Origin of the sequence: Yokenella regensburgei, assembly GCF_051486985.1 — a bacterium.
In the GTDB taxonomy this organism is placed as follows: Bacteria; Pseudomonadota; Gammaproteobacteria; order Enterobacterales; family Enterobacteriaceae; genus CBFFRJ01.
Genome location: NZ_JAHVDV010000001.1, coordinates 220,367 through 241,556, shown reverse-complemented (window position 1 = coordinate 241,556; position 21,190 = coordinate 220,367). Strand labels below are relative to the sequence as shown.

The 21,190-nt window shown below is 53.8% G+C and carries 24 protein-coding genes; 12 read left to right on the top strand and 12 right to left on the bottom strand.

What is annotated here, in order from left to right; all coding sequences use genetic code 11:
- Positions 1-19: 19 nt before the first annotated feature.
- From tyrS to anmK, 4 genes are all read right to left on the bottom strand, one after another.
- Positions 20-1,294, bottom strand: a complete 1,275-nt coding sequence (tyrS, locus tag KXR87_RS01275; protein WP_437430454.1) for a tyrosine--tRNA ligase — start codon at positions 1,292-1,294, stop codon at positions 20-22.
- 124 nt (positions 1,295-1,418) lie between these two features.
- Entirely contained in the window at positions 1,419-2,075 is a 657-nt protein-coding gene (gene pdxH, locus KXR87_RS01270; protein ID WP_437430555.1) for a pyridoxamine 5'-phosphate oxidase, read from the bottom strand.
- Positions 2,076-2,132: 57 nt separating this feature from the next.
- Complete coding sequence (mliC, locus tag KXR87_RS01265) at positions 2,133-2,456, bottom strand: C-type lysozyme inhibitor (protein ID WP_437430453.1); 324 nt, start codon at positions 2,454-2,456, stop codon at positions 2,133-2,135.
- 93 nt (positions 2,457-2,549) lie between these two features.
- Entirely contained in the window at positions 2,550-3,674 is a 1,125-nt protein-coding gene (gene anmK, locus KXR87_RS01260) for an anhydro-N-acetylmuramic acid kinase (protein ID WP_437430452.1), read from the bottom strand.
- 282 nt (positions 3,675-3,956) lie between these two features.
- On the opposite strand from anmK, the gene slyB reads away from it, so the two are divergent.
- The gene (slyB, locus tag KXR87_RS01255) at positions 3,957-4,424 is read left to right on the top strand and encodes an outer membrane lipoprotein SlyB (RefSeq protein WP_437430451.1); all 468 of its coding nucleotides are present in this window, start codon (positions 3,957-3,959) and stop codon (positions 4,422-4,424) included.
- 75 nt (positions 4,425-4,499) lie between these two features.
- On the opposite strand, the gene slyA is transcribed toward slyB, so the two are convergent.
- Positions 4,500-4,940, bottom strand: a complete 441-nt coding sequence (gene slyA / locus KXR87_RS01250) for a transcriptional regulator SlyA (protein ID WP_437430450.1) — start codon at positions 4,938-4,940, stop codon at positions 4,500-4,502.
- Between the two features lie 174 nt (positions 4,941-5,114).
- Between slyA and KXR87_RS01245 the strand changes: the two genes are divergently transcribed.
- Genes KXR87_RS01245 through KXR87_RS01235 form a run of 3 tightly spaced genes read left to right on the top strand, consistent with a single transcriptional unit; the run spans position 5,115 to position 8,226 of the window.
- Positions 5,115-5,351, top strand: coding sequence for a DUF1656 domain-containing protein (locus tag KXR87_RS01245; protein WP_437430449.1), 237 nt, complete (start codon positions 5,115-5,117; stop codon positions 5,349-5,351).
- Between the two features lie 2 nt (positions 5,352-5,353).
- Positions 5,354-6,211, top strand: coding sequence for an efflux RND transporter periplasmic adaptor subunit (locus tag KXR87_RS01240; protein ID WP_437430448.1), 858 nt, complete (start codon positions 5,354-5,356; stop codon positions 6,209-6,211).
- 2 nt (positions 6,212-6,213) lie between these two features.
- The gene (locus tag KXR87_RS01235) at positions 6,214-8,226 is read left to right on the top strand and encodes an FUSC family protein (RefSeq protein ID WP_437430447.1); all 2,013 of its coding nucleotides are present in this window, start codon (positions 6,214-6,216) and stop codon (positions 8,224-8,226) included.
- Here the strand turns inward: KXR87_RS01235 and sodC are convergent.
- From sodC to KXR87_RS01220, 3 genes are all read right to left on the bottom strand, one after another.
- Complete coding sequence (gene sodC, locus KXR87_RS01230) at positions 8,219-8,740, bottom strand: superoxide dismutase [Cu-Zn] SodC (RefSeq protein WP_437430446.1); 522 nt, start codon at positions 8,738-8,740, stop codon at positions 8,219-8,221. The genes KXR87_RS01235 and sodC overlap by 8 nt on opposite strands.
- A gap of 79 nt (positions 8,741-8,819) precedes the next feature.
- Positions 8,820-9,716 carry an aldo/keto reductase gene (locus KXR87_RS01225; RefSeq protein WP_437430445.1) on the bottom strand — a complete coding sequence of 299 codons (897 nt, stop codon included), beginning with the start codon at positions 9,714-9,716 and terminating at the stop codon, positions 8,820-8,822.
- A 48-nt stretch (positions 9,717-9,764) separates the two neighbouring features.
- Positions 9,765-10,007: a DUF1289 domain-containing protein gene (locus KXR87_RS01220; RefSeq protein ID WP_437430444.1), complete on the bottom strand. Its 243-nt coding sequence runs from the start codon at positions 10,005-10,007 to the stop codon at positions 9,765-9,767.
- Positions 10,008-10,125: 118 nt separating this feature from the next.
- On the opposite strand from KXR87_RS01220, the gene KXR87_RS01215 reads away from it, so the two are divergent.
- The 4 genes from KXR87_RS01215 (at position 10,126) to rnt (ending at position 13,103) form a co-directional block, all read left to right on the top strand.
- Positions 10,126-10,722: a TetR/AcrR family transcriptional regulator gene (locus tag KXR87_RS01215; protein ID WP_437430443.1), complete on the top strand. Its 597-nt coding sequence runs from the start codon at positions 10,126-10,128 to the stop codon at positions 10,720-10,722.
- A gap of 53 nt (positions 10,723-10,775) precedes the next feature.
- Positions 10,776-11,870 carry an alkene reductase gene (locus tag KXR87_RS01210; protein WP_437430442.1) on the top strand — a complete coding sequence of 365 codons (1,095 nt, stop codon included), beginning with the start codon at positions 10,776-10,778 and terminating at the stop codon, positions 11,868-11,870.
- 84 nt (positions 11,871-11,954) lie between these two features.
- Positions 11,955-12,362, top strand: coding sequence for a lactoylglutathione lyase (gene gloA, locus KXR87_RS01205; RefSeq protein WP_437430441.1), 408 nt, complete (start codon positions 11,955-11,957; stop codon positions 12,360-12,362).
- Positions 12,363-12,452: 90 nt separating this feature from the next.
- Positions 12,453-13,103, top strand: a complete 651-nt coding sequence (rnt, locus tag KXR87_RS01200) for a ribonuclease T (RefSeq protein WP_437430440.1) — start codon at positions 12,453-12,455, stop codon at positions 13,101-13,103.
- A gap of 41 nt (positions 13,104-13,144) precedes the next feature.
- Here the strand turns inward: rnt and grxD are convergent, their stop codons facing one another.
- Positions 13,145-13,492: a monothiol glutaredoxin 4 gene (gene grxD, locus KXR87_RS01195; RefSeq protein ID WP_437430439.1), complete on the bottom strand. Its 348-nt coding sequence runs from the start codon at positions 13,490-13,492 to the stop codon at positions 13,145-13,147.
- Between the two features lie 335 nt (positions 13,493-13,827).
- Between grxD and KXR87_RS01190 the strand changes: the two genes are divergently transcribed.
- Positions 13,828-14,673 (top strand): NlpC/P60 family protein, encoded by an 846-nt coding sequence (locus KXR87_RS01190; RefSeq protein ID WP_437430438.1) that lies wholly within the window; start codon positions 13,828-13,830, stop codon positions 14,671-14,673.
- A gap of 73 nt (positions 14,674-14,746) precedes the next feature.
- Here the strand turns inward: KXR87_RS01190 and KXR87_RS01185 are convergent, their stop codons facing one another.
- Together KXR87_RS01185 and KXR87_RS01180 are read right to left on the bottom strand one after the other, a co-directional pair.
- Positions 14,747-15,916: an MFS transporter gene (locus KXR87_RS01185; protein WP_437430437.1), complete on the bottom strand. Its 1,170-nt coding sequence runs from the start codon at positions 15,914-15,916 to the stop codon at positions 14,747-14,749.
- A gap of 169 nt (positions 15,917-16,085) precedes the next feature.
- Positions 16,086-16,175: a YnhF family membrane protein gene (locus KXR87_RS01180; RefSeq protein ID WP_437430436.1), complete on the bottom strand. Its 90-nt coding sequence runs from the start codon at positions 16,173-16,175 to the stop codon at positions 16,086-16,088.
- A 297-nt stretch (positions 16,176-16,472) separates the two neighbouring features.
- Between KXR87_RS01180 and purR the strand changes: the two genes are divergently transcribed.
- A complete protein-coding gene (purR, locus tag KXR87_RS01175; RefSeq protein ID WP_437430435.1) occupies positions 16,473-17,498 on the top strand; it encodes an HTH-type transcriptional repressor PurR in 1,026 nt (341 codons plus the stop codon).
- A gap of 19 nt (positions 17,499-17,517) precedes the next feature.
- Here the strand turns inward: purR and punR are convergent, their stop codons facing one another.
- A complete protein-coding gene (gene punR, locus KXR87_RS01170; protein ID WP_437430434.1) occupies positions 17,518-18,429 on the bottom strand; it encodes a DNA-binding transcriptional activator PunR in 912 nt (303 codons plus the stop codon).
- Between the two features lie 112 nt (positions 18,430-18,541).
- On the opposite strand from punR, the gene punC reads away from it, so the two are divergent.
- Both punC and cfa read left to right on the top strand, forming a co-directional pair.
- Entirely contained in the window at positions 18,542-19,741 is a 1,200-nt protein-coding gene (punC, locus tag KXR87_RS01165) for a purine nucleoside transporter PunC (RefSeq protein ID WP_437430433.1), read from the top strand.
- Between the two features lie 291 nt (positions 19,742-20,032).
- Positions 20,033-21,181: a cyclopropane fatty acyl phospholipid synthase gene (gene cfa, locus KXR87_RS01160; RefSeq protein WP_437430432.1), complete on the top strand. Its 1,149-nt coding sequence runs from the start codon at positions 20,033-20,035 to the stop codon at positions 21,179-21,181.
- The last annotated feature ends 9 nt before the right edge of the window (positions 21,182-21,190 follow it).

Sequence of the window (21,190 nt, the reverse complement as noted above, 5' to 3'; positions counted from 1 at the left end):
TTATTTCACTCCCGCCCGCTTATTTCCAGCAGATCAGGCAGTAGTTCTTTTTACCACGACGCAGCAGCGTGTAGCGGCCAAACAGGCGGTCGCTGTCCGCGAAAAAGTATTCCGGATCGGCCTGTTTCGCGCCGTTAATGGTAACAGCGTTAGAGGCGATGGTTTTACGTGCCTGACCGCGTGAGGGCTGCAGATCGGAATCCACCAGCGCCTGCATCAGGTCCGCCCCTTTCTCCATTTCGATCATCGGCACGCCATCCTGGGCAAGCTGTGCAAAATCCGCTTCGCTCAAATCGCTTAAGGTACCGTTAAAGAGACTTTCCGTGATGCGTTTTGCCGCCGCCAGCCCCTCTTCACCATGCACCAGTTTCGTTACCAGCTCGGCCAGAACGTACTGAGCACGCGGCGCTTTACCGCTGTTTTTATCCTCTTCTTCCAGCGCATTGATCTCTTCAATGTCCATAAAGGTGAAGAATTTCAGGAAGCGGTAAACGTCAGCATCGGCCGTGTTGATCCAGAACTGGTAGAACTTGTATGGACTGGTTTTCTTCGGATCCAGCCAGACCGCGCCACCCTCAGTTTTACCAAATTTGGTGCCATCGGCTTTCGTAATCAGCGGAACGGTCAGACCGAAGACCTGATTCTGATGCAGGCGACGGGTCAGATCGATACCGGATGTGATGTTACCCCACTGATCGGAACCACCAATTTGCAGTGAAACGCCGTGCAGATTATTCAGACAGGCGAAGTCATAGCCCTGCAGCAGGTTGTAGGAAAACTCGGTAAACGAGATCCCTTGATCGTCACGGTTCAGACGCTGTTTCACCGCTTCTTTATTTATCATCTGGTTAACCGAGAAGTGCTTACCGATGTCACGCAGGAAGGTAAGCACATTCATGCCGCCAAACCAGTCATAGTTATTGGCCGCAATCGCTGAGTTTTCACCACAATCAAAGTCGAGGAACGGAGCCACCTGTTTACGGATTTTGTCTACCCACTCCTGCACGGTGTCTTCGGTGTTAAGTTTACGCTCTGCGGCTTTAAAACTCGGGTCACCAATCAGACCCGTTGCGCCGCCGACCAGGGCAACAGGTTTATGACCTGCCTGCTGGAAGCGTTTCAGGCATAACAAAGGAACAAGATGCCCCAAATGCAAGCTGTCGGCGGTGGGATCGAAGCCGCAATAGAGCGCGATCGGGCCTTGCGCCAGTCGCTCTGCTAACGCTTCCTCGTCCGTCACCTGGGCTACCAGCCCGCGCTCTTGCAATTGTTTAATCAAGTTACTGCTTGCCATCAAATTCTCCATTTAAAACGACTGCACCTCTGTCGGTACACGACTTTTCGCCAGTTACGAAAGCTACATAGAATAAAGCGCCGGATGCAGTAGCACCAGCGCTTAGCACAACATTTTTTAGGGATTAGGGTGCGAGGCGGTCAATTTTCCAGGCGTCGTTTTCGCGTTGATACAAAAAACGATCGTGCAGACGGTTGGCACCGCCCTGCCAGAATTCCATTTGCTCAATACTGACGCGGAATCCGCCCCAGAAACTGGGTAAGGGTACCTCGCCCTGCTGGAATTTTTGCTTGAGTTCGAGGAACTTACTTTCCAGAATGCCGCGGGCGGAGATTCGGCTGGATTGCTGAGAAACCCAGGCGCCAATCTGGCTGTCGCGCGGCCGACTATGAAAATACTTCACCACATCCAGTGTAGAGAGGCGCTCCGCCTTACCGATGACCATGACCTGACGTTCAAGCATGTGCCAGGGAAAGAGCAAACTAATGGCCGGGTTCTTTTCAATTTGCTGCGCTTTGCGGCTGCCGAGGTTGGTGTAAAACACCAGTCCGCGCTCGTCATAGTGCTTAAGCAGCACGATTCGCTGATAAGGCTGGCCGCTTTCATCTACAGTCGCGACCACCATCGCTGTAGGATCGGCAAGCCTGGCATCGCAGGCCTGGCCCAACCAGCGTTCAAACAGCGGTAAAGGTTCGGCGGGCAGGTCGTTGCGGCGTAGCCCGCCCCTGGTATATTCACGGCGCAGATGCGCGATTTGCTGCAATTGATCGTTATCAGACATGGCGTTAGCGAAATGAGTCATTAGGTGGGGCTATTGTGCGCCCCCCCTGCAAAAATCTCAACGCTGCGGATGCTGTAGCTGGCAGTTGTTCAGTACGATGCGGTCACGCTTGTAGACAGTTGCGGTGTCTCCTTTAGACCAGAAGACGTAGACGCCATCGGTGTAACGTGCACCCGAGGCAGACAGCCCCTGTGCCAGGCTAAGGTGTTTGTCGTCATAGACGAAACGCGCCTCCTGACGGGTTTTATTTAACTTTACGCTAAGGGGTTTCTCTTCGCACTGGTACTCCAGCGTATCGGTATTCATCTTTTCAACGAACTGGTTGTAATAGCTACATCCCGCCAGAAGGGCGGGTAAGCAGACGATGAGGATTTTTTTCATGAGTGCTTCCACGACGGTCCGGGTCCTGGAGAGTGCTGACTGCACGCTCCCAAAACCCGGAGTCTAACGGTACGCTGGCGGCGAGAAAGTCAGTTAACTCTGATTCTGGCGTGGATTAGCCGGATAAATGGCCCCAAGAACCGTAGGGTAAGCGGCACCGGTAACGGAGGGAAGATTTCCCGGCAAACCTGCCAGCGTACGCCAGGCAAGCCATGCAAAGGCCAGTGCTTCCATATCATCCCCACTGATCCCCGCCTCATCGGTGGTGGTCACTTCAGTGCCTGGGAGGAGCGATGATAACCGCGCCATGACCAACGGATTACGACTGCCGCCGCCGCAAACCAACAATCGATCGCAGCCACCAGCGAGCAGCACCTGTTCGGAGATCGTCACCGCTGTCAGCTCAACCAGCGTTCTTTCCACATCCTGTGGTGCCTGCGCCGGGAAGCCCGCAAGCTGCCGCTCAAGCCAGCTGTAGTTGAAATACTCCCGACCCGTGCTTTTCGGCGCGGCCGCAGCAAAATAGGGATCGCTCAGCATGCGCTGCAGGAGGGGAAGAATCACTTTGCCCCCGCTCGCCCACTGCCCGTCTTTATCATAGGGTTTACCAAGCTGCCGCCAGATCCAGGCATCCATCAACATATTGCCAGGCCCGGTGTCATGCCCTTTTACCGGCGAGTCGGGAAAAAGGACCGAGACATTGGCAATACCGCCAATATTTAACACCATCCGGCGCTCGGTTGGGTGCGCGAGCAGCGCATGGTGAAACGCGGGAACCAGGGGGGCGCCCTGCCCACCGAGCGCGATGTCCCGACGGCGAAAATCCCCGACGACGGTAATGCCGGTGCGGGCAGCTATCTGGTTATTGTCACCGATTTGCAGCGTATGCGGTTCGTCGCCAACAGGTTCATGCCAGACCGTCTGCCCATGACAGCCTATCGCCACGATATCTTTGGCCAGGAGGCGTTCCTGCGAGAGTAACGCCTGCACCGCGTCGGCAAAAAGTTTGCCCAGTTGGCTGTCCAGACGACCAAGCTGCGACAGCGTGACAGGTTGCCCCTGACATACGCTCAGAATCGCCTCCTTTAGCGAAACAGGCATTGGCCACGTTAAGCTGGCCTGCTGCGCAACCATTCTGTCATCAATGGCGGCTAACACGACGTCTACGCCATCCAGACTCGTCCCCGACATCACGCCAATGTAGCGACCCGATTTCATACGCTTTCCTTCGTTGCGAAACTGAGGGATATCACTCCAACATAAAACGATGCGCATGACTATCGATTACAAATACTTTTTAACAATCGACTTAGGGGTTGTCCCGATGCAAATGGCTCACTCTGACCTATAATCGGCTCGTTTAAAGATGGTTAAATCCGCTACAGGTAATATTTTTGCCATGTTTTGGCAGAAGACATGACCATGAATGACGAGATGCCATATAATTTACTCATGACGGATGCTCATCCGAGCGCGTTTTGGTGAACAGGAGATTCATAAATGATGTTACGTGCACTGGCAGTTACGCTGGTTGGTTTTACTCTGGCTGGCTGTGTTAACGACAACTCCCTTTCCGGTGACGTTTACACCGCCTCAGAAGCCAAACAGGTGCAAAATGTCACTTACGGTACCATTGTCAATGTTCGTCCGGTACAGATTCAGGGCGGCGATGATAGCAATGTGATTGGTGCGTTGGGTGGTGCTGTACTGGGTGGTTTCCTGGGTAACACCGTGGGTGGCGGTACCGGGCGTTCACTCGCCACAGCAGCAGGCGCTGTCGCAGGCGGTGTGGCTGGTCAGGGTGTGCAGGGAGCGATGAATAAATCCCAGGGTGTAGAACTCGAAATTCGTAAAGATGATGGCAGCAGCATCATGGTCGTGCAGAAACAGGGCAATTCTCGCTTCGCCGCTGGCCAGCGCGTTGCACTGGCAACCAATGGCCGTCAGGTTACCGTCTCTCCGCGTTAACAGGCGCGTTTCGACCATTAACGGACACTGCCTCATGCATAAAAAAAGCCTTGTATCCACAAGGCTTTTTGTTATTTAGTCTTTCGACTGCAGTTCAATGATATTTTGTTCCAGCCGCGAAATCAGAGCAATCAACAGTTCCAGCTCCTGCGCAGAGATCCCTGACAGAATCTCCCCACGGGTTTGCTTGATGACCGTTTCCATCTCTTCAATGATGGGATCGGCTTTTGCTGTCAATTTGATCCGTTTTGCACGGCGATCGTTGGCACACGTCTGGCGAGAGATGAGACCTTTCTCTTCCAGTTGGTCCAAAGTGCGCACCAGCGAAGGCTGCTCAATGCCGATCGCTTTTGCCAGTTGAATTTGCGACTGATCGGGAGGCAGCTGATGAATGTTATGCAGCGTTACCCAATGCGTTTGCGTCAATTCCAGAGGTTTCAGGCGATGGTCAATTAATGCACGCCAGATGCGCACTAAGCGTGCCAGATCAGAACCTAATGGCGATTCCAATTTCATCTCCTTATAATTAGCTTGCTAAGTTATTATACTGATTTTAGACTAGTGTGCAGCATTTATATTTCTAAAACAAATGCATTGCGCCGTCCGCACCGGTACCGCTCCCTTTTCTCATTCGCGCAATGAATCTATGCTTTGAAAACGACTCTGCGGCGCGTTATAAGGATGAAACTCGTGACGTTACCCCTTCATACCCCTGCGCTTCCTTTACAAGACGTGATCTTTGGGGCATCGCTTTACTTCCCTCCCCTCTTCAAAGCCGTCGCGCTGGGTTTTTTACTCTGGCTGGTCGTTCACCGACTCCTGCGTGACTGGATGTATGCAGGGGATATCTGGCACCCCATTCTCATGGACCTTTCCCTGTTTGTGATTGCCATCGGCCTGTCGCTTGCTCTGTTAATGGCGTTTTGATTATGCATCTGAAATCTTTTAAGTATTTCTCAACGTTGCTGGTCCTGGCGGTTGCTGTTATTGCCGGGTGGTGGTTATGGACTTTTTATATGCAGTCGCCCTGGACGCGGGATGGAAAAGTGCGTGCTGAACAGGTCAGTATCACGCCCCAGGTGTCAGGGAGTATCAAGGCGCTGTATGTCAAAGATAATCAGTTTGTCAGCGCGGGTGAGGTCTTATTCCGCATCGATGAGACGCCTTACGACATTGCAATATTAAATGCACGGGCTCAGCTTGCACGCGCACAGGCGGACCTTTCTAAAGCCAGTAACGAAGCCAATCGCCGCCGTCATCTCTCACAAGGCTATATTTCTGCTGAAGATCTGGATACCGCCAATATCAATGTCAAAGCGATGCAGGCAAGCGTTGCGGTAGCCCAGGCGCAGCTGGAGCAGGCCCAGTGGCAACGGGAGCAAACCACGGTGAAAGCCCCCGTTGATGGCTGGGTTGCCAACCTCTCGACCCGCACTGGTAATTATGCCACTGCCGGCCAGCCCGTATTTGCCCTGGTGGACAGCCATTCTTTTTACGTGGTGGGCTATTTTGAAGAGACGAAGCTTCGGCATATTCATGAAGGAGATGCGGCAAGCATTGTATTATACAGCGGCAACGTTACGTTACAGGGTCACGTTTCCAGTATTGGCCGAGCCATCTACGATCAGAGCGTTGAGACCGACAGTGGCCTGCTGCCGGATATCAAACCTAATGTACCGTGGGTTCGCCTCGCACAACGTGTCCCGGTGCGCATTCATTTTGATGCTGTTCCGTCGGGGGTCACGTTAATATCCGGCACCACCTGCACCGTGTCAGTGGGCCATTAATTGTGAAAGGGCCTGTCCCCTTCCCCTGGGCCACCGCCAGCGCTGGTCAGTGGCGGTATGCCATACGCAACAGTGTGGCTATGTGCCTTGCACTGGCGATTGCTTACTACCTCAACCTTGATGAACCCTACTGGGCAATGACCTCTGCGGCAGTGGTAAGTTTTCCAACCGTCGGCGGCGTCATCAGTAAAAGTCTCGGACGCGTTGCGGGCAGCCTGCTGGGGGCCTGTGCGGCGCTGCTCATTGCCGGGCACACGCTCAACGACCCCTGGCTGTTCCTTTTTGCGATGGCCGGATGGACTGGTCTGTGTACCTGGGCATGTGCGCAGTTCAGTAACAATGTGGCCTATGCTTTTCAGCTTGCTGGTTACACGGCCGCAATTATCGCTTTCCCGGTCATCAACATTATCGATCCAACGGAACTCTGGGATATCGCCCAGGCGCGCGTCTGTGAAGTCATGCTGGGGATTTTATGTGGTGGCATGATGATGATGATCCTGCCCAGCACGTCCGATGGCACCACGCTGCTGTCTGCGTTGAAGAAAATGCATGTGCGCCTGCTGGAACATGCGAGTTTGCTATGGCAACCGGACGCCTCGGATGCCATTCGGAGCGCACATGAAAGCGTTATTGGTCAGATCCTGACAATGAACCTCCTGCGCATTCAGGCTTTCTGGAGCCACTACCGTTTTCGTCGTCAGAATGCCTTACTCAACTATTTACTCCATCAGCAGTTACGCCTGACCAGCGTCATCTCCAGCCTGCGAAGGCTGCGGGTCAACTGGCCTGATGCCCCGTCAAACACCAGTGCGGTTATCGCGTCGCTGGTTGCCGAACTGGCAAAGCCCCGCACGGATTACTATACCGTAGCACGCCTTATTGCCCCGCTTGCCCCGACGGACGATAACGACTACCGACACCAGGCATTCTGGCAGCGATTACGCTATTTCTGTCGCCTTTACCTTAACAGTAGCCGCTGGCTGGCGCGCGTGGAGAATGCCACGCCGGTGACGGAATACGTTTTACCTCACCGCGCCAGTCTCACCCGTTATACCGACGACATCGAAGCGCTGTGGAGCGGACTACGAAGCTTCTGTGCCCTGAGCCTGGTGGGGGCGTGGACCATTACCAGCCAGTGGGAGTCCGGGTCGGCTGCACTAACCTTAGCCGCCATCAGCTGCGTACTCTATTCTGTCTCACCGGCCCCCTTCCGCTCGTTAACGCTGTTATTGCGAACGCTGATGTTACTGACGCTGTTCAGCTTTATAGTGAAGTTTGGTCTGATGGTGCAAATCAGTGAACTGGCGGTCTTTCTGCTTTTCCTGTTTCCTCTGCTGGCAACCATGCAACTTTTAAAATTGCAGATGCCCGGTCAGGCCGGCCTGTGGGGACAACTGATCGTGTTCATGGGATCTTTTATCTCGGTGACCAACCCGCCGGTCTATGATCTTGCAGATTTCCTTAATGATGACCTGGCGAAAATTCTCGGCGTGGCCCTGTCCTGGCTGGCATTTGCCGTACTGCGACCGGGGTCAGACGCACGTAAAAGCCGTCGGCAAATCCGTGCCCTGCGTCGGGAGTTTGTCGATCAGCTTGGCCGTATGCCATCGCGTAATGAACATGAGTTCGAATCGGTGGTGTACCACCATATCAGTCTGCTGAGTAACAGCCAGGATGCTCAGGCCCGACGCTGGCTGCTGCGCTGGGGCGTGGTGCTACTTAACTGCTCTCATGTGGTCTGGCAATTGAGGGAATGGGAGACCCGATCGGATCCATTGCGCCAGGTGCGCGATCGCTGTCTGGGGCTGCTGCGCGATGTGATGAGTGAACGAGGCGTTCGGCAACGTCCACTCACCGTTATGCTGGCTGAACTGCAGCGGATATGCGATACGCTTGCCCGGCACCCTCAGCCTGCCGCCCATGAACTCGCTGCCATCGTCTGGCGACTGCACTGCTCTCTCTCACAACTGGAGCTGGCACCGGCAGCGGGTTCTATCGAGAGTATGGCTACCTGATGACGCCGCAGGCGTAACGCTCACCGCCTCCCCCCAGCGGTTCTGGCGAGTCGGACATGTTATCGCCGCCAACGTGGATCATCAGCGCTTTATCTTTCACTTCGGTGAGTGTTTTCAGTCGCGGAGCAACAACGGCGTCGGTCGCTTTACCGTCGTTATTCACCACGAGTACCGGCAGGTCGCCGAGATGCCCCATACCTTCCGGGCCCTCATGTTTGCCGGTAGCGTCCGGATCCAGATGACCGCCTGCCGCCTCAGCTGCAGAGGGCTTTCCATTCTTCAGGGCCGGCTCGCAGCTTCCCTTTGCATGAACATGAAAGCCATGTTCCCCAGGCGGAAGCCCGTTAAGATCGGGCGTGAACTCCAGCCCTTTGTCTGTTTCAGCGATGGAGACGGTCCCGATGGACTGGCCGGTTCCCTTATCGGTCACAAGGTGCATGTCAACTTTTTCACTGGCCGCCTGCGCCCCTGCGCAAACGACCAGCGTGAGCATTGCCAGACTAAAACGCTTCATAAAACCTCCGGTTTTCACTTTTCCCCTGTAAGTTTAACGCAAGAGAAAATATTCACCGGAGCGTTAGCCTGTTCGGCAGTTAAGGCACATCATAACCCAGCGCGGCTTTGCGAATGCGGAACCACTGCTGACGTGTCATGTTGAGGCTCTCTGCCACCAGCGCGGCGTGCACACGTTCAATTTTGCCGGAGCCGATAATGGGCAGCGGTTGTGACGGCAGGCGCATCACCCAGGCGTACACCACCTGCTCAATGCTTCCTGCATTGAGCTCCTGCGCCACCTGCGCCAGCTCATCCCGAAGCGGCTGGAATTGTGCATCATTGAACAAACGGCCCCCGCCAAGGCAGGACCAGGCCATAGGGCGAATACGTAATTGTTGAAGCTGGTCGAGGGTGCCGTCCAGTAACAGTGGCTGATGCACCGGCGAGATCTCTACCTGATTAGTGGTCAGGGTAAACGGCAGCCGTGACTGCAACAGCGCGAACTGAGCCGGGGTAAAGTTTGATACCCCGAAGTGACTCACTTTGCCGCTCTGATGGAGATGAAGGAACGCTTCCGCCACCTCGTCAGCATCCATCAGGGGATCCGGGCGATGAATAAGCAGTAAATCCAGATTATCGGTTGCCAGATGCGTGAGGGACTGCTCGGCGCTGGCAATAATGTGGTCACGATCGGTGATGTAATGACCGATGGTATTTTCTTTACGGGCGGTCGTTGCTATGCCGCATTTGGTGACAATCTCCATGCGGCTGCGCAGGTGTGGCGCGAGTTTCAGCGCCTCGCCAAAGGCCGCTTCGCACTGATAGCCGCCATAAATGTCGGCATGATCGACGGTCGTGACGCCTGTGTCCAGATGCGCTTCAATAAAACTCACCAGCTGGCGTGCTGACATATTCCAGTCCATCAACCGCCAGTAGCCCATCACGAAACGGGAGAAGGTAGGACCTTGGGGTGCAAGGGTAATTCGCTGAACCATAACCACTTCCTCAACAATAATTTCAGCTGAGTATACGCATTTCTGAGGTTAAAACAGTGAAGGCTGCTCAGGATCTTCAGGAGGTGGGGTTTTGTTCGCACGCAATTTGCGCAGCAGACGTTGGCGACACAGCCGCAGAACCTCCTGCTTTTGGGCGTCACTCATGCTTTGCCAGTTAAAGCGCTCATCGCGGCTGCGCATACAGCCACGGCAAAATCCCCGTTCGTCCGACTGGCATATTCCCCGGCACGGGCTTTGAACGGGGAAAAACTCCAGTTGCTCTGCCACCACTCACCTCTCATTTTGCTCGCTTACCCTTATTGAAGACCCCCTGCTGCTAACCTGCAAGGCCATAAGGGCAACTATTGCTACTTGCACCAGACCGATCGGTCTAGTAGAGTGCCTTCCTATGAGCAGAAACAGCGAACATGATACCCGCGAACACCTCCTTGCCACCGGCGAGCAACTTTGTATGCACCGGGGATTTACCGGGATGGGGTTGAGCGAATTACTGAAAACGGCGGAGGTGCCTAAGGGCTCTTTCTACCACTATTTTCGCTCAAAAGAGGCGTTTGGCGTGGCGTTGCTTGAACGTCACTATGCGGCTTACCATCAACGACTGGCAGACCATTTTGCCCACGGTGAGGGGAATTATCGCGATCGTCTTCTGGCCTATTATCGTCACACGCTGGTGCAGTTCTGCTCGCAGGGCATTATCAGCGGTTGCCTGACTGTAAAACTGTCCGCCGAGGTGTGCGATCTCTCCGAAACCATGCGCTCGGCGATGGATAAAGGGGCAAGCCAGATTATCGCTCTGCTGGCAAGCGCACTGGAGAAAGGGCGCGAGGAAAAATGCCTGGCGTTTTCAGGCGACGCGCAAACCCAGGGGCAGGTGCTCTATTCGCTGTGGCTTGGCGCAAATTTACAGGCCAAGATTTCGCGCAGTGCAGTGCCGCTGGAAAGCGCGCTGGACCATGCGCAGACCATTATTGCAGCGCCTGTGTGACAGGCGTTTTTATTTAAACTTTTACTAGTCGACCGGTCTATTCAGGAGAACATATGTCCAGTAACGTGTTTACCCCGTTAAAAGTTGGCGCTATTACCACGCCAAACCGCGTGTTTATGGCGCCCCTGACGCGCTTGCGCAGCATTGAGCCGGGCGATATTCCTACTCCTCTCATGGCGGAATACTATCGTCAACGCGCCAGCTCCGGCTTAATCATCAGCGAAGCGACCCAGATTTCAGCCCAGGCGAAAGGGTATGCGGGTGCGCCTGGTCTGCATAGTCCGGAGCAGATCGCCGCATGGAAAAAAATCACCGCCGGCGTCCATGCTGAGAATGGCCGTATCGCGGTGCAGCTCTGGCACACTGGCCGTATTTCCCACCACACGCTTCAGCCTGGTGGCCAGGCACCCGTTGCGCCTTCTGCCATCGCGGCAGGGACTCGTACCTCTCTGCGCGATGCTAATGGCAACCCGACCCGCGAAGAGACGTCAGTACCACGCGCGCTGGAGACCCGCGAGATCCCAGGCATTGTTGATGATTTCCGTCAGGCCGTCGTTAATGCACGTGAAGCCGGTTTCGACCTCGTCGAACTGCACTCTGCTCATGGCTACCTGCTTCACCAGTTCCTCTCCCCGTCGGCCAACCAGCGTACCGATCAGTATGGCGGCAGCGTTGAAAATCGTGCCCGTCTGGTGCTGGAAGTAGTGGATGCGGTGAGTAAAGCGTGGAGTGCCGATCGTATCGGGATTCGTGTCTCGCCGATTGGTACCTTCCAGAACACGGACAATGGTCCTGATGAAGAAGCCGATGCGCTCTATCTGATTGAAGAGTTAGGTAAGCGCGGCATTGCCTATCTGCATATGTCCGAGCCAGACTGGGCTGGCGGTCAGCCTTACAGCGACGCCTTCCGCGAGAAAGTTCGTGCGCGTTTTAAGGGCCCCATTATCGGTGCCGGTGCCTATACGCTGGAAAAAGCCGAGGACCTGATTAGCAAAGGATTGATCGATGCCGTGGCATTCGGACGCGACTATATCGCTAACCCCGATCTGGTTGAACGACTGAAACATAAAGCTGAACTTAACCCGCAGCGCCCGGAAACCTTTTATGGCGGTGGCGCGGAAGGTTATACCGATTACCCCTCTTTATAATCCCTCGATTGATAGCGGCGAGGATCCGCCGCTATACTAAAACTCTGTTTCGAATGAGAATTCACCTACACAAAAGAGGATATTATGCGCTTTCTCCATACCATGCTTCGCGTCAGCGACCTGCAGCGTTCCATTGATTTTTATACCAAAGTGATGGGCATGTCCCTGCTGCGCACCAGTGAAAATCCGGAATACAAATACTCGCTGGCCTTTGTGGGTTACGGCCCGGAATCGGAAACCGCAGTGCTGGAACTGACTTATAACTGGGGCGTCGACAGCTATGAGCTGGGTACCGCCTATGGTCACATCGCGCTGGAGGTCGATAATGCGGCCGAGGCCTGCGAGCGTATTCGTCAGAATGGCGGCAATGTGACCCGCGAAGCCGGACCGGTAAAAGGTGGCACCACGGTTATCGCCTTTATCGAAGATCCTGATGGCTACAAGGTAGAGCTGATCGAAGCCAAAGATACCGGACGCGGTCTGGGTCATTGATCTTAACGGGCGCAACGGCGCCCGTTGTTTTACATCCCTTCCTAAAATTTGCCATAATGCGCTGCCATTTTTCCACACCAAGAGACTCAGATGTCCGACAATGCTCAACTCACCGGTCTGTGCGACCGTTTTCGCGGTTTTTACCCTGTAGTTATCGATGTTGAAACCGCCGGGTTTAACGCCAGAACGGATGCGTTGCTGGAAGTCGCGGCGATTACCCTGAAAATGGATGCAGAAGGTTGGTTACTGCCTGACGAGACCCTGCACTTTCACGTTGAGCCTTTTGAAGGGGCCAATCTGCAGCCTGAAGCGCTGGCCTTTAACGGTATTGACCCGGCCAACCCATTGCGGGGTGCGATAAGCGAGTACGACGCGCTGCATGCCATTTTCAAAATGGTGCGTAAGGGGATAAAAGAGACTCACTGCAACCGTGCCATTATGGTGGCGCACAATGCTACCTTTGATCATAGCTTTATGATGGCTGCCGCTGAGCGCGCCTCGCTTAAACGTAACCCGTTTCACCCCTTTGTGACTTTTGATACCGCCTCTCTCAGCGGGCTGGCACTGGGACAGACCGTACTGTCTAAGGCATGTGGTGCTGCCGGTCTTGATTTTGATACGGCTCAGGCCCACTCGGCACGCTACGACACTGAACAGACCGCGCTGCTTTTTTGCGAAATAGTGAATCGCTGGAAGCGACTCGGCGGCTGGCCACTTCCGTCCGTCGACGTACCGGCATAAAAAAAGCGACCCTCGGGTCGCTTTTTTTTTGTGCGCGGAAATTACTCTGCGCCCGGCTCTTCAGATTTGTACTTCGCAGCCGTTTCTTTGATCAACTGCTGCAGCTCGCCGCGTTGATACATTTCGATGATGATGTCGCAACCACCAACCAGCTCACCGTCAACCCACAGCTGAGGGAATGTCGGCCAGTTAGCGTATTTCGGCAGTTCAGCACGAATATCCGGATTCTGCAGGATATCCACGTAAGCAAAGCGTTCACCACAGGCGGAAAGCGCCTGAACAGCCTGTGCGGAGAAACCGCAGCTAGGCAGCTTCGGAGAACCTTTCATGTACAACAGAATGGGATTCTCACCAATTTGGGTCTGGATTTTTTCAAGGGTAGTGCTCATTGTCTTGCTTCCTTCAACTTCTCGGCAGATAACTGTCATTGTAACGGTTCGGACAAGCAACAGAAAATAACATTTTGTTCACCAGTCATTATTTTATCGTCTGATGGTAAAAGATGCAGGGTTAAGAGCATTTATCGCCTGTTTTAGCGCTGCATCAGTTTAACAATTGAGCGACATAGCAGCATAACTGGTGATTTTTTTTGCGCTTGCTAACGAAACAGAGTTTAGATGCAAAAACCCTATTAACTTTTGTGCTTTTTATAGATTAGAATCGACGCGGTTCTAAATCACACGCAAGCATGATTGCATGCCTGCACTTTTCAGGGGATTGCTCAGTGGCGCGAATTAACACAGCTTCAATCACGCTCTGTGCTTTGTTGTTCGCCACGCTCACGTTTACACCGCTTGCCACTGCTTCCGAGCAGACCCGAGGCTCGGCTGTACACAAAACACACGTGGTGAAAGCATCCGAACGTAAGAAAAATAGCCCGAAAGAAAAGACGACAAAGAAAAGCAGTGGCACGACTTCCAGGGTAACGGCAAAAGCCGAAAACAAAAAATCAGCAACAGCCAGGAAAACACCGTCGTCCGGCAAAAAGAACGTCAGCACTAAGACCAGCAAGAATACTTCCCGCCATAGTAAATCCAGCAAGGCTCCAGCCACCGTTGTCGCTATGACGGAAAAATGCACGAAGCGTAAAGGACACAAAGCGCAGTGCGTAAAAGTCAAAGGCAGTAAACCTCTCACCCTTTCAGAAGCACATAAAGTCCGTGTCCAGAAAGTTCAGAAAACAGCAATGTCAAAACTGATGAATCAGATTGGCAAGCCTTATCACTGGGGCGGCACCTCCCCGATGACCGGATTTGATTGCAGCGGGTTGGTTTATTACGCCTATAAAGATCTGGTTAAGTTCCGCATCCCTCGCACTGCCAATGAAATGTATCACCTGCGCGATGCTTCACCGGTTAACGTTGCAGAACTCGAAAGTGGCGACCTCGTATTTTTCCGCACCCAGGGCCGTGGTACGGCCGATCATGTTGGTGTTTACGTAGGTAACGGCAAGTTCATCCAGTCTCCACGCAGCGGTCAGGACATCCAGATAACCTCGCTCAGCGAGGATTACTGGCAACGCCATTACGTTGGCGCACGCCGCGTTGTCACACCCAAGACTATTCGCTAGCGCATCATCTGCGCGGTAAAGGTCTTTCCATCCATGACAAAAAAAGCAGGCGGACACTCCGCCTGCTTTTTTATTACTCCACAGCAACGCAGGTGCGACGCGGCGAATTCCTGCCTGATAACCACACCAGTAATAAGGCCAGACCCGCAATCACCGCGCCGGCCACTGGTACAAACGCATAACCTGCGCCCGCTGAAATAACCCCACCGCCAGCGGCCGCACCGAGTGCGTTACCTAAATTGAAGGCACCAATATTCACCGAGGATGAAAGGCCCGGCGCCTCATGGGCGACACGCATCACCCGCATTTGCAGCGGCGGCACAATCGCAAAGGTCGCCGCTCCCCACACGACCATACTGATAGCGGCACCAACTTCGCTGCGTGCCAGCCACGGAATGGCAACCATAATGGCGATAAGCAGCATCAGGAAGCCTTTCAGCGTACCGGTTACCGACCGGTCAGCCAGCCTGCCGCCGAGATAGTTGCCCAGCGAAAAGCCAATACCAATCAGCACCAGCATCGCGGTAATGAAGGCGGGCCCGGCGCCAGCAATACTGTGAAGCACCGGGGAGATGTAGGTATAGAGGGTGAACATTGCTCCCGCACCAAGCACGGTCGTAAGCAGTGCCGATACCACCTGCGGGCGCATCAGAACCGCCAGCTCTTTGCGCACGTCAGGTCGCTCACCGGCAGTGCCTTTTGGCAAAGAGAAATACAAACTGACCATGGCAACAATGCCAAGTCCCGCCGTGGCGAGGAATGACATACGCCAGCCAATGGTTTCACCAAGCCAGGTGGCCGCAGGGACACCGCCAATATTGGCAATGGTCAGTCCCATAAACATGGTGGCAACCGCGCTGGCCTGCTTCTCCTTTGCCACCACGCTCGCCGCCACCACCGACCCAAGCCCGAAAAAGGCGCCGTGGTTGAGGCTGGTAATAATTCGCGAGAGCATCAACGTGGTGTAATCGGGCGCAATGGCGGATAACACATTGCCCAGCGTGAAGATTGCCATCAGAAAGATTAACGCATTACGACGCGCGCGATGCGAAAGCAGCAGCGTCATTAGCGGCGCCCCCACCATTACCCCTATTGCATAGGCGCTTATCAGCATCCCTGCCGCTGGAATCGACACATCGACACCACGGGCAATGACGGGCAGAAGTCCCATCGGGGAGAATTCCGTCGTACCGATGCCGAAAGCGCCAATCGCCAGGGCAAGCAGTGGATAATTAATTTTCATGTTTTATACGCTCCGGAAATGCCGTGTCGTCGGGCGACACCGTCACAGAAGGCAAAAGTATGACATTAATCACAAAAAACAGCAGTCAATGAATCGCGAAAAGAGAATTGCTGGGGAGGGAATAATCGAAGGGGAAACAGCGAGGGAGCTCGCGCTCCCTCGGGGTAAATCAGTTCAGAGCGGCAGTCATTGCGCCTGCAACAATCAGAGCAAGGACAACAACGGTAGTCATTAAAGAAAACTTCAGGTCGGTACTCATCAATTTTTCTCCTTTTTTAAATCCCCACAAAAAGTGAGATAGCGCATTTTTGCATAAATAAACGTAAAAATCTTGCAGGAATTAGATTGATATACGTTTTACCTCTTCCCCTTTTGTTCAAGATAAGACAAAATTCGACGCTAAATTTATTAGCGTACCGGCCATTGACTCCCCTCCTGACGTTCAGTGTCTTTTTCCCGGCGTAAGTTTCCCCTCGCGCGGCGAAAGGGTGAAGGCAGGCAAACGTTTACCTTATGTATTTTCAGGAGCTTATGATATGGCATGGAGTGACATCTGATGGCAACGATTAAAGACGTAGCGAAGCGAGCAAACGTTTCCACCACAACCGTATCACATGTAATTAACAAGACGCGTTTCGTGGCTGAAGAGACACGAAATGCCGTGTGGGCTGCAATTAAAGAGCTTCACTACTCGCCGAGTGCCGTCGCCCGTAGCCTGAAAGTGAATCACACCAAATCCATTGGTCTGCTGGCGACCAGCAGTGAAGCGGCCTATTTTGCCGAGATTATTGAAGCCGTTGAGAAAAATTGCTTCCAGAAAGGGTATACCCTTATCCTCGGCAATGCGTGGAATAACTTTGAAAAGCAAGGGGCTTACCTGTCGATGATGGCGCAAAAGCGTGTCGACGGTTTGCTGGTCATGTGTTCTGAATACCCGGAATCCCTGCTTACGATGCTCGGCGAATATCGTCACATCCCAATGGTGGTGATGGACTGGGGTGAAGCAAAAGCCGACTTCACGGATACCGTTATCGATAACGCGTTCGAAGGCGGCTACATGGCCGGTCGTTATCTGGTTGAACGTGGTCATCGTGATATTGGCGTCATCCCAGGGCCACTTGAGCGCAATACGGGCGCGGGCCGCCTGGCGGGTTTCATGAAGGCAATGGAAGAAGCGCACATCAGCGTACCGGAACACTGGATTGTCCAGGGTGATTTTGAACCGGAATCGGGCTATCGCGCCATGCAGCAAATCCTCACCCAGTCTTCACGCCCTACGGCGGTATTCTGCGGCGGTGACATTATGGCGATGGGGGCACTCTGCGCGGCGGATGAAATGGGGCTGCGGGTGCCGCAGGATATTTCGGTGATCGGTTATGATAATGTGCGTAACTCACGGTATTTTACCCCCTCGCTCACCACTATCCATCAGCCGAAGGATTCGCTCGGAGAGACCGCATTCAATATGCTGCTCGATCGTATTGTGAATAAACGCGAAGTTTCTCAGTCCATTGAAGTTCACCCGCGTCTGATAGAACGTCGTTCGGTCGCTGACGGTCCGTTCCGCGACTACCGCCGTTAATCCCCTCCGTGGGGGCCGGTTAATCCTGCTCCCACAGCCATTCCCGGTTTAGCGTTTCACTGTCTCCCAGGTAATTCAGCAGCCAGTCCAGTGCCGGCGAGGCATCGTTTTGCTGCCAGGTCAGGCAGCAGGCAGCATCGGGGAATGGATTTTCGAGCGTAAGCGCCACCCACTCTCCTTTATCGAGCCACGGGCGCGCAAAATGCGCTGGCACCATGCCAACACACAGACCGGCGGAAAGACACGCCGCAGAAGACTCCCAGTCCGGCGCCACCACCCGTTTCTGGTTGTCCAGAAGCCAGGTTATGCGCTTGGGCAGGGAACGGGACGTGTCTTCACGCACCAGGGAAGGCCAGTTGCGCAATGTCTCGTCACTCAGCGGTGCGGCCATCTGCACCAGGGGATGGTGGCTTGCCACCACACACTTCCAGCTCAGCATGCCCATATCACGAAACGCGTAACGCCCTCCGACCGGGATCGCCTGGGTCGCGCCGATCGCCAGTTCCACCCTCCCGTCTGCCAGGGCATCCCAGACCCCATTAAAGACCTCCTGAAAGACGATCAGCTCAACATCGCAAAAATGGCGGTAGAAGTCGACTATCATCTGGCGGGTCCGCTCCGGCTTAACGATATTATCCACCGCAATAGCCAGCTGCCCGCGCCAGCCGTTGGCAATTTGCTGACACTGTTGTCGGGTGATCTGCATTTTTTTGATAACAGAACGCCCTTCTTTGAGAAATAACGCGCCAGCGGGGGTTAATTCGACATCCCGATGACGACGCTGAAACAGCTCAACGGCGAGCCATTCCTCCAGCTGACGTACGGTATAGCTCACCGCCGACGGTACCCGATGCAGTTCCTGCGCTGCACCACTAAAACTGCCATTACGTGCCACCGCATCAACGACTTCAAGTGAATATTCTGACCACATAGTCTGCCTGCAAAAAATTTGAAACCAGTGCGCAAATATTAGCGTTTCACAAGCTGACTTTCACTCCCTAGACTCTGTTTCCCTGTTTACCTGCATAAAAAGAGATAGTGCCATGCAACCAGGAAAAGGATTTTTAGTCTGGCTGGCGGGATTAAGCGTACTGGGCTTTCTTGCTACAGACATGTACCTCCCTGCTTTCGCTGATATTCAGCAAGATTTAAACACGTCGGCAGCAGTGGTCAGCGCGACGCTGAGCCTGTTCCTTGCAGGCTTTGCCGTGGCTCAGCTTGTCTGGGGGCCGTTATCCGATCGCTACGGGCGCAAACCCATTCTGCTCAGTGGCCTTACCATTTTTGCCTTTGGCTGTCTGGGCATGATCTGGGTTGAGGATGCCCGCTGGCTGCTGGCACTGCGTTTCATACAGGCCATCGGCGTCTGTGCTGCTGCAGTGACCTGGCAAGCGCTGGTGACCGACCACTATCCGGCGCAGCGCACTAACCGCATTTTTGCGACCATTATGCCCCTGGTTGGGTTATCTCCCGCCCTGGCCCCCCTGGTAGGAAGCTGGATCCTTGCACATTTTTCCTGGCAGGCAATTTTTGCTACCCTCTTCGCCATTACTGTTTTGCTGATGCTGCCTGCGCTGCGTCTGCGTTCCGTTACGCAGAAGGTAGCCGTGGATGCCAGTCCCGTCACCTTCGTCACACTGCTGCGTGACAAAGCATACCGTGGCAATGTGCTTATTTATGCGGCCTGCTCCGCCAGCTTTTTTGCATGGCTGACAGGTTCACCTTTTATCCTTCACGAAATGGGTTACGGTCCTGCCATTATTGGCCTGAGCTATGTCCCGCAAACCATCGCCTTTCTGGTTGGCGGATACAGTTGCCGCTGGGCGCTGCAAAAATGGTCGGGCGCGCGTCTGCTGCCGTGGTTGCTCTGGGTCTTTGCCTTCAGTGTGACGGCGACCTGGGCTGTTGGCTTGTTCCCTGAAGCGTCACTTACTGCGTTGTTGGTCCCCTTCTGTCTGATGGCCGTCGCGAACGGAGCGATTTACCCCATCGTTGTGGCACAGGCGTTGCGCCCTTTCCCGCACGCCACGGGGCGCGCCGCCGCGCTGCAAAATACGCTCCAGCTGGGATTGTGTTTTGTTGCAAGTCTGGTGGTGTCGGCACTTATTGCGTTTCCGCTTCTGGCGACCACCAGCGTGATGTTAGCCACGGTTTTACTGGCGGCGCTGGGGTTTGTCATGCAACGTCAGGCTGGGGCGCAACGTCATCATACTGACGGTCTGAAAACCTCAACGCAGGCCTGATAACTGCCGCGACTATGTGAAAACTATGTGATTAGTTTGCTAAGGATTTTTGGTTGAATCAGCCGATGTTGAGGCCTATACTCATTTTCGGCTGTACTAAAATAAAATTATGCAAGCGTTAACGGGAGCCGGATTGCTCCCGTTTCACCATGGATGGCCTTTCTGGCAAGGGTTATCTCCCTTCCTCTGTTCTACGTCGGATTTCAGCCTCACGGTTTAACCGTGATATTTCTCATACCCCATAAGCGGCAACGCTTCTGGCGGAATTCACTTGCAGGTGATGGAGAAGTTATGAGTTCATCGTGTATAGAAGAAATTGGCGTACGGGATGATAACTGGTTCCGTATAGCAAGCGAGCTATTGAGTCGTGCTGGTGTTCAGGTTAACGGCTCAGCGGCATCAGATATCCAGGTCAAGCATCCGGATTTTTTTAAACGTGTGTTACAGGAGGGGTCGCTTGGGCTTGGGGAAAGTTATATGGACGGCTGGTGGGAGTGTGACCGGCTGGACACTTTTTTCACCAAAGTACTGCGTGCCGGGCTTGAAAATCAACTACCGCACCATCTGAAAGATACGTTACGTATTGCCGGGGCAAGATTATTTAATCTGCAAACCAAAAAACGGGCATGGATTGTAGGTAAAGAGCATTACGATCTGGGTAACGATCTTTTTACCCGCATGCTGGACCCGCAGATGCAATACTCTTGCGCCTACTGGAAAGATGCCACCTCTCTTGAGGAGGCGCAAATCGCCAAACTGACCCTGATTTGTGAAAAACTCGCGCTTGCGCCCGGCATGCGTGTACTGGATATCGGTTGTGGCTGGGGTGGACTGGCGCAATTTATGGCACAGCGGTACGGCGTAAGCGTGGTGGGCGTAACCATTTCAGCAGAACAGCAGAAAATGGCGCAGGCGCGCTGTGCAGGACTTGATGTGGATATCCGCCTTCAGGATTATCGTGATCTTAATGAACAGTTTGATCGCATCGTCTCCGTGGGCATGTTTGAACATGTTGGCCCTAAAAACTACGCCACCTTTTTTGCCGTGGTGGACAGTAATCTTAAGCCCGATGGTTTATTTCTTCTGCATACCATCGGCTCGAAAAAAACCGACCTTAGTGTTGACCCCTGGATAGACCGGTATATTTTTCCCAACGGCTGCCTGCCGTCAGTACGTCAAATTGCCACGGCCAGTGAGTCACATTTTATTATGGAAGACTGGCACAATTTTGGCGCGGATTACGATAAGACCCTGATGGCGTGGTATGAGCGCTTCCTGAATAGCTGGCCTGAAATAGCAGATAACTACTCTGAACGCTTTAAACGTATGTTTAGTTACTATCTTAATGCCTGCGCCGGTGCATTTCGCGCGCGGGATATTCAGCTCTGGCAGGTTGTCTTTAGTCGGGGCATCGCCAATGGCTTACGCGTAGCACGGTAATTAAAAATA

Coding starts and splice junctions, on each gene's coding strand:
- tyrS (WP_437430454.1), bottom strand. CDS start 1,294: ATGGCAAGCAGTAACTTGATTAAACAATTGCAAGAGCGCGGGCTGGTA.
- pdxH (WP_437430555.1), bottom strand. CDS start 2,075: ATGTCTGATAACGATCAATTGCAGCAAATCGCGCATCTGCGCCGTGAA.
- mliC (WP_437430453.1), bottom strand. CDS start 2,456: ATGAAAAAAATCCTCATCGTCTGCTTACCCGCCCTTCTGGCGGGATGT.
- anmK (WP_437430452.1), bottom strand. CDS start 3,674: ATGAAATCGGGTCGCTACATTGGCGTGATGTCGGGGACGAGTCTGGAT.
- slyB (WP_437430451.1), top strand. CDS start 3,957: ATGATGTTACGTGCACTGGCAGTTACGCTGGTTGGTTTTACTCTGGCT.
- slyA (WP_437430450.1), bottom strand. CDS start 4,940: ATGAAATTGGAATCGCCATTAGGTTCTGATCTGGCACGCTTAGTGCGC.
- KXR87_RS01240 (WP_437430448.1), top strand. CDS start 5,354: ATGCATCTGAAATCTTTTAAGTATTTCTCAACGTTGCTGGTCCTGGCG.
- sodC (WP_437430446.1), bottom strand. CDS start 8,740: ATGAAGCGTTTTAGTCTGGCAATGCTCACGCTGGTCGTTTGCGCAGGG.
- KXR87_RS01225 (WP_437430445.1), bottom strand. CDS start 9,716: ATGGTTCAGCGAATTACCCTTGCACCCCAAGGTCCTACCTTCTCCCGT.
- KXR87_RS01215 (WP_437430443.1), top strand. CDS start 10,126: ATGAGCAGAAACAGCGAACATGATACCCGCGAACACCTCCTTGCCACC.
- KXR87_RS01210 (WP_437430442.1), top strand. CDS start 10,776: ATGTCCAGTAACGTGTTTACCCCGTTAAAAGTTGGCGCTATTACCACG.
- gloA (WP_437430441.1), top strand. CDS start 11,955: ATGCGCTTTCTCCATACCATGCTTCGCGTCAGCGACCTGCAGCGTTCC.
- rnt (WP_437430440.1), top strand. CDS start 12,453: ATGTCCGACAATGCTCAACTCACCGGTCTGTGCGACCGTTTTCGCGGT.
- grxD (WP_437430439.1), bottom strand. CDS start 13,492: ATGAGCACTACCCTTGAAAAAATCCAGACCCAAATTGGTGAGAATCCC.
- KXR87_RS01185 (WP_437430437.1), bottom strand. CDS start 15,916: ATGAAAATTAATTATCCACTGCTTGCCCTGGCGATTGGCGCTTTCGGC.
- KXR87_RS01180 (WP_437430436.1), bottom strand. CDS start 16,175: ATGAGTACCGACCTGAAGTTTTCTTTAATGACTACCGTTGTTGTCCTT.
- purR (WP_437430435.1), top strand. CDS start 16,473: ATGGCAACGATTAAAGACGTAGCGAAGCGAGCAAACGTTTCCACCACA.
- punR (WP_437430434.1), bottom strand. CDS start 18,429: ATGTGGTCAGAATATTCACTTGAAGTCGTTGATGCGGTGGCACGTAAT.
- punC (WP_437430433.1), top strand. CDS start 18,542: ATGCAACCAGGAAAAGGATTTTTAGTCTGGCTGGCGGGATTAAGCGTA.
- cfa (WP_437430432.1), top strand. CDS start 20,033: ATGAGTTCATCGTGTATAGAAGAAATTGGCGTACGGGATGATAACTGG.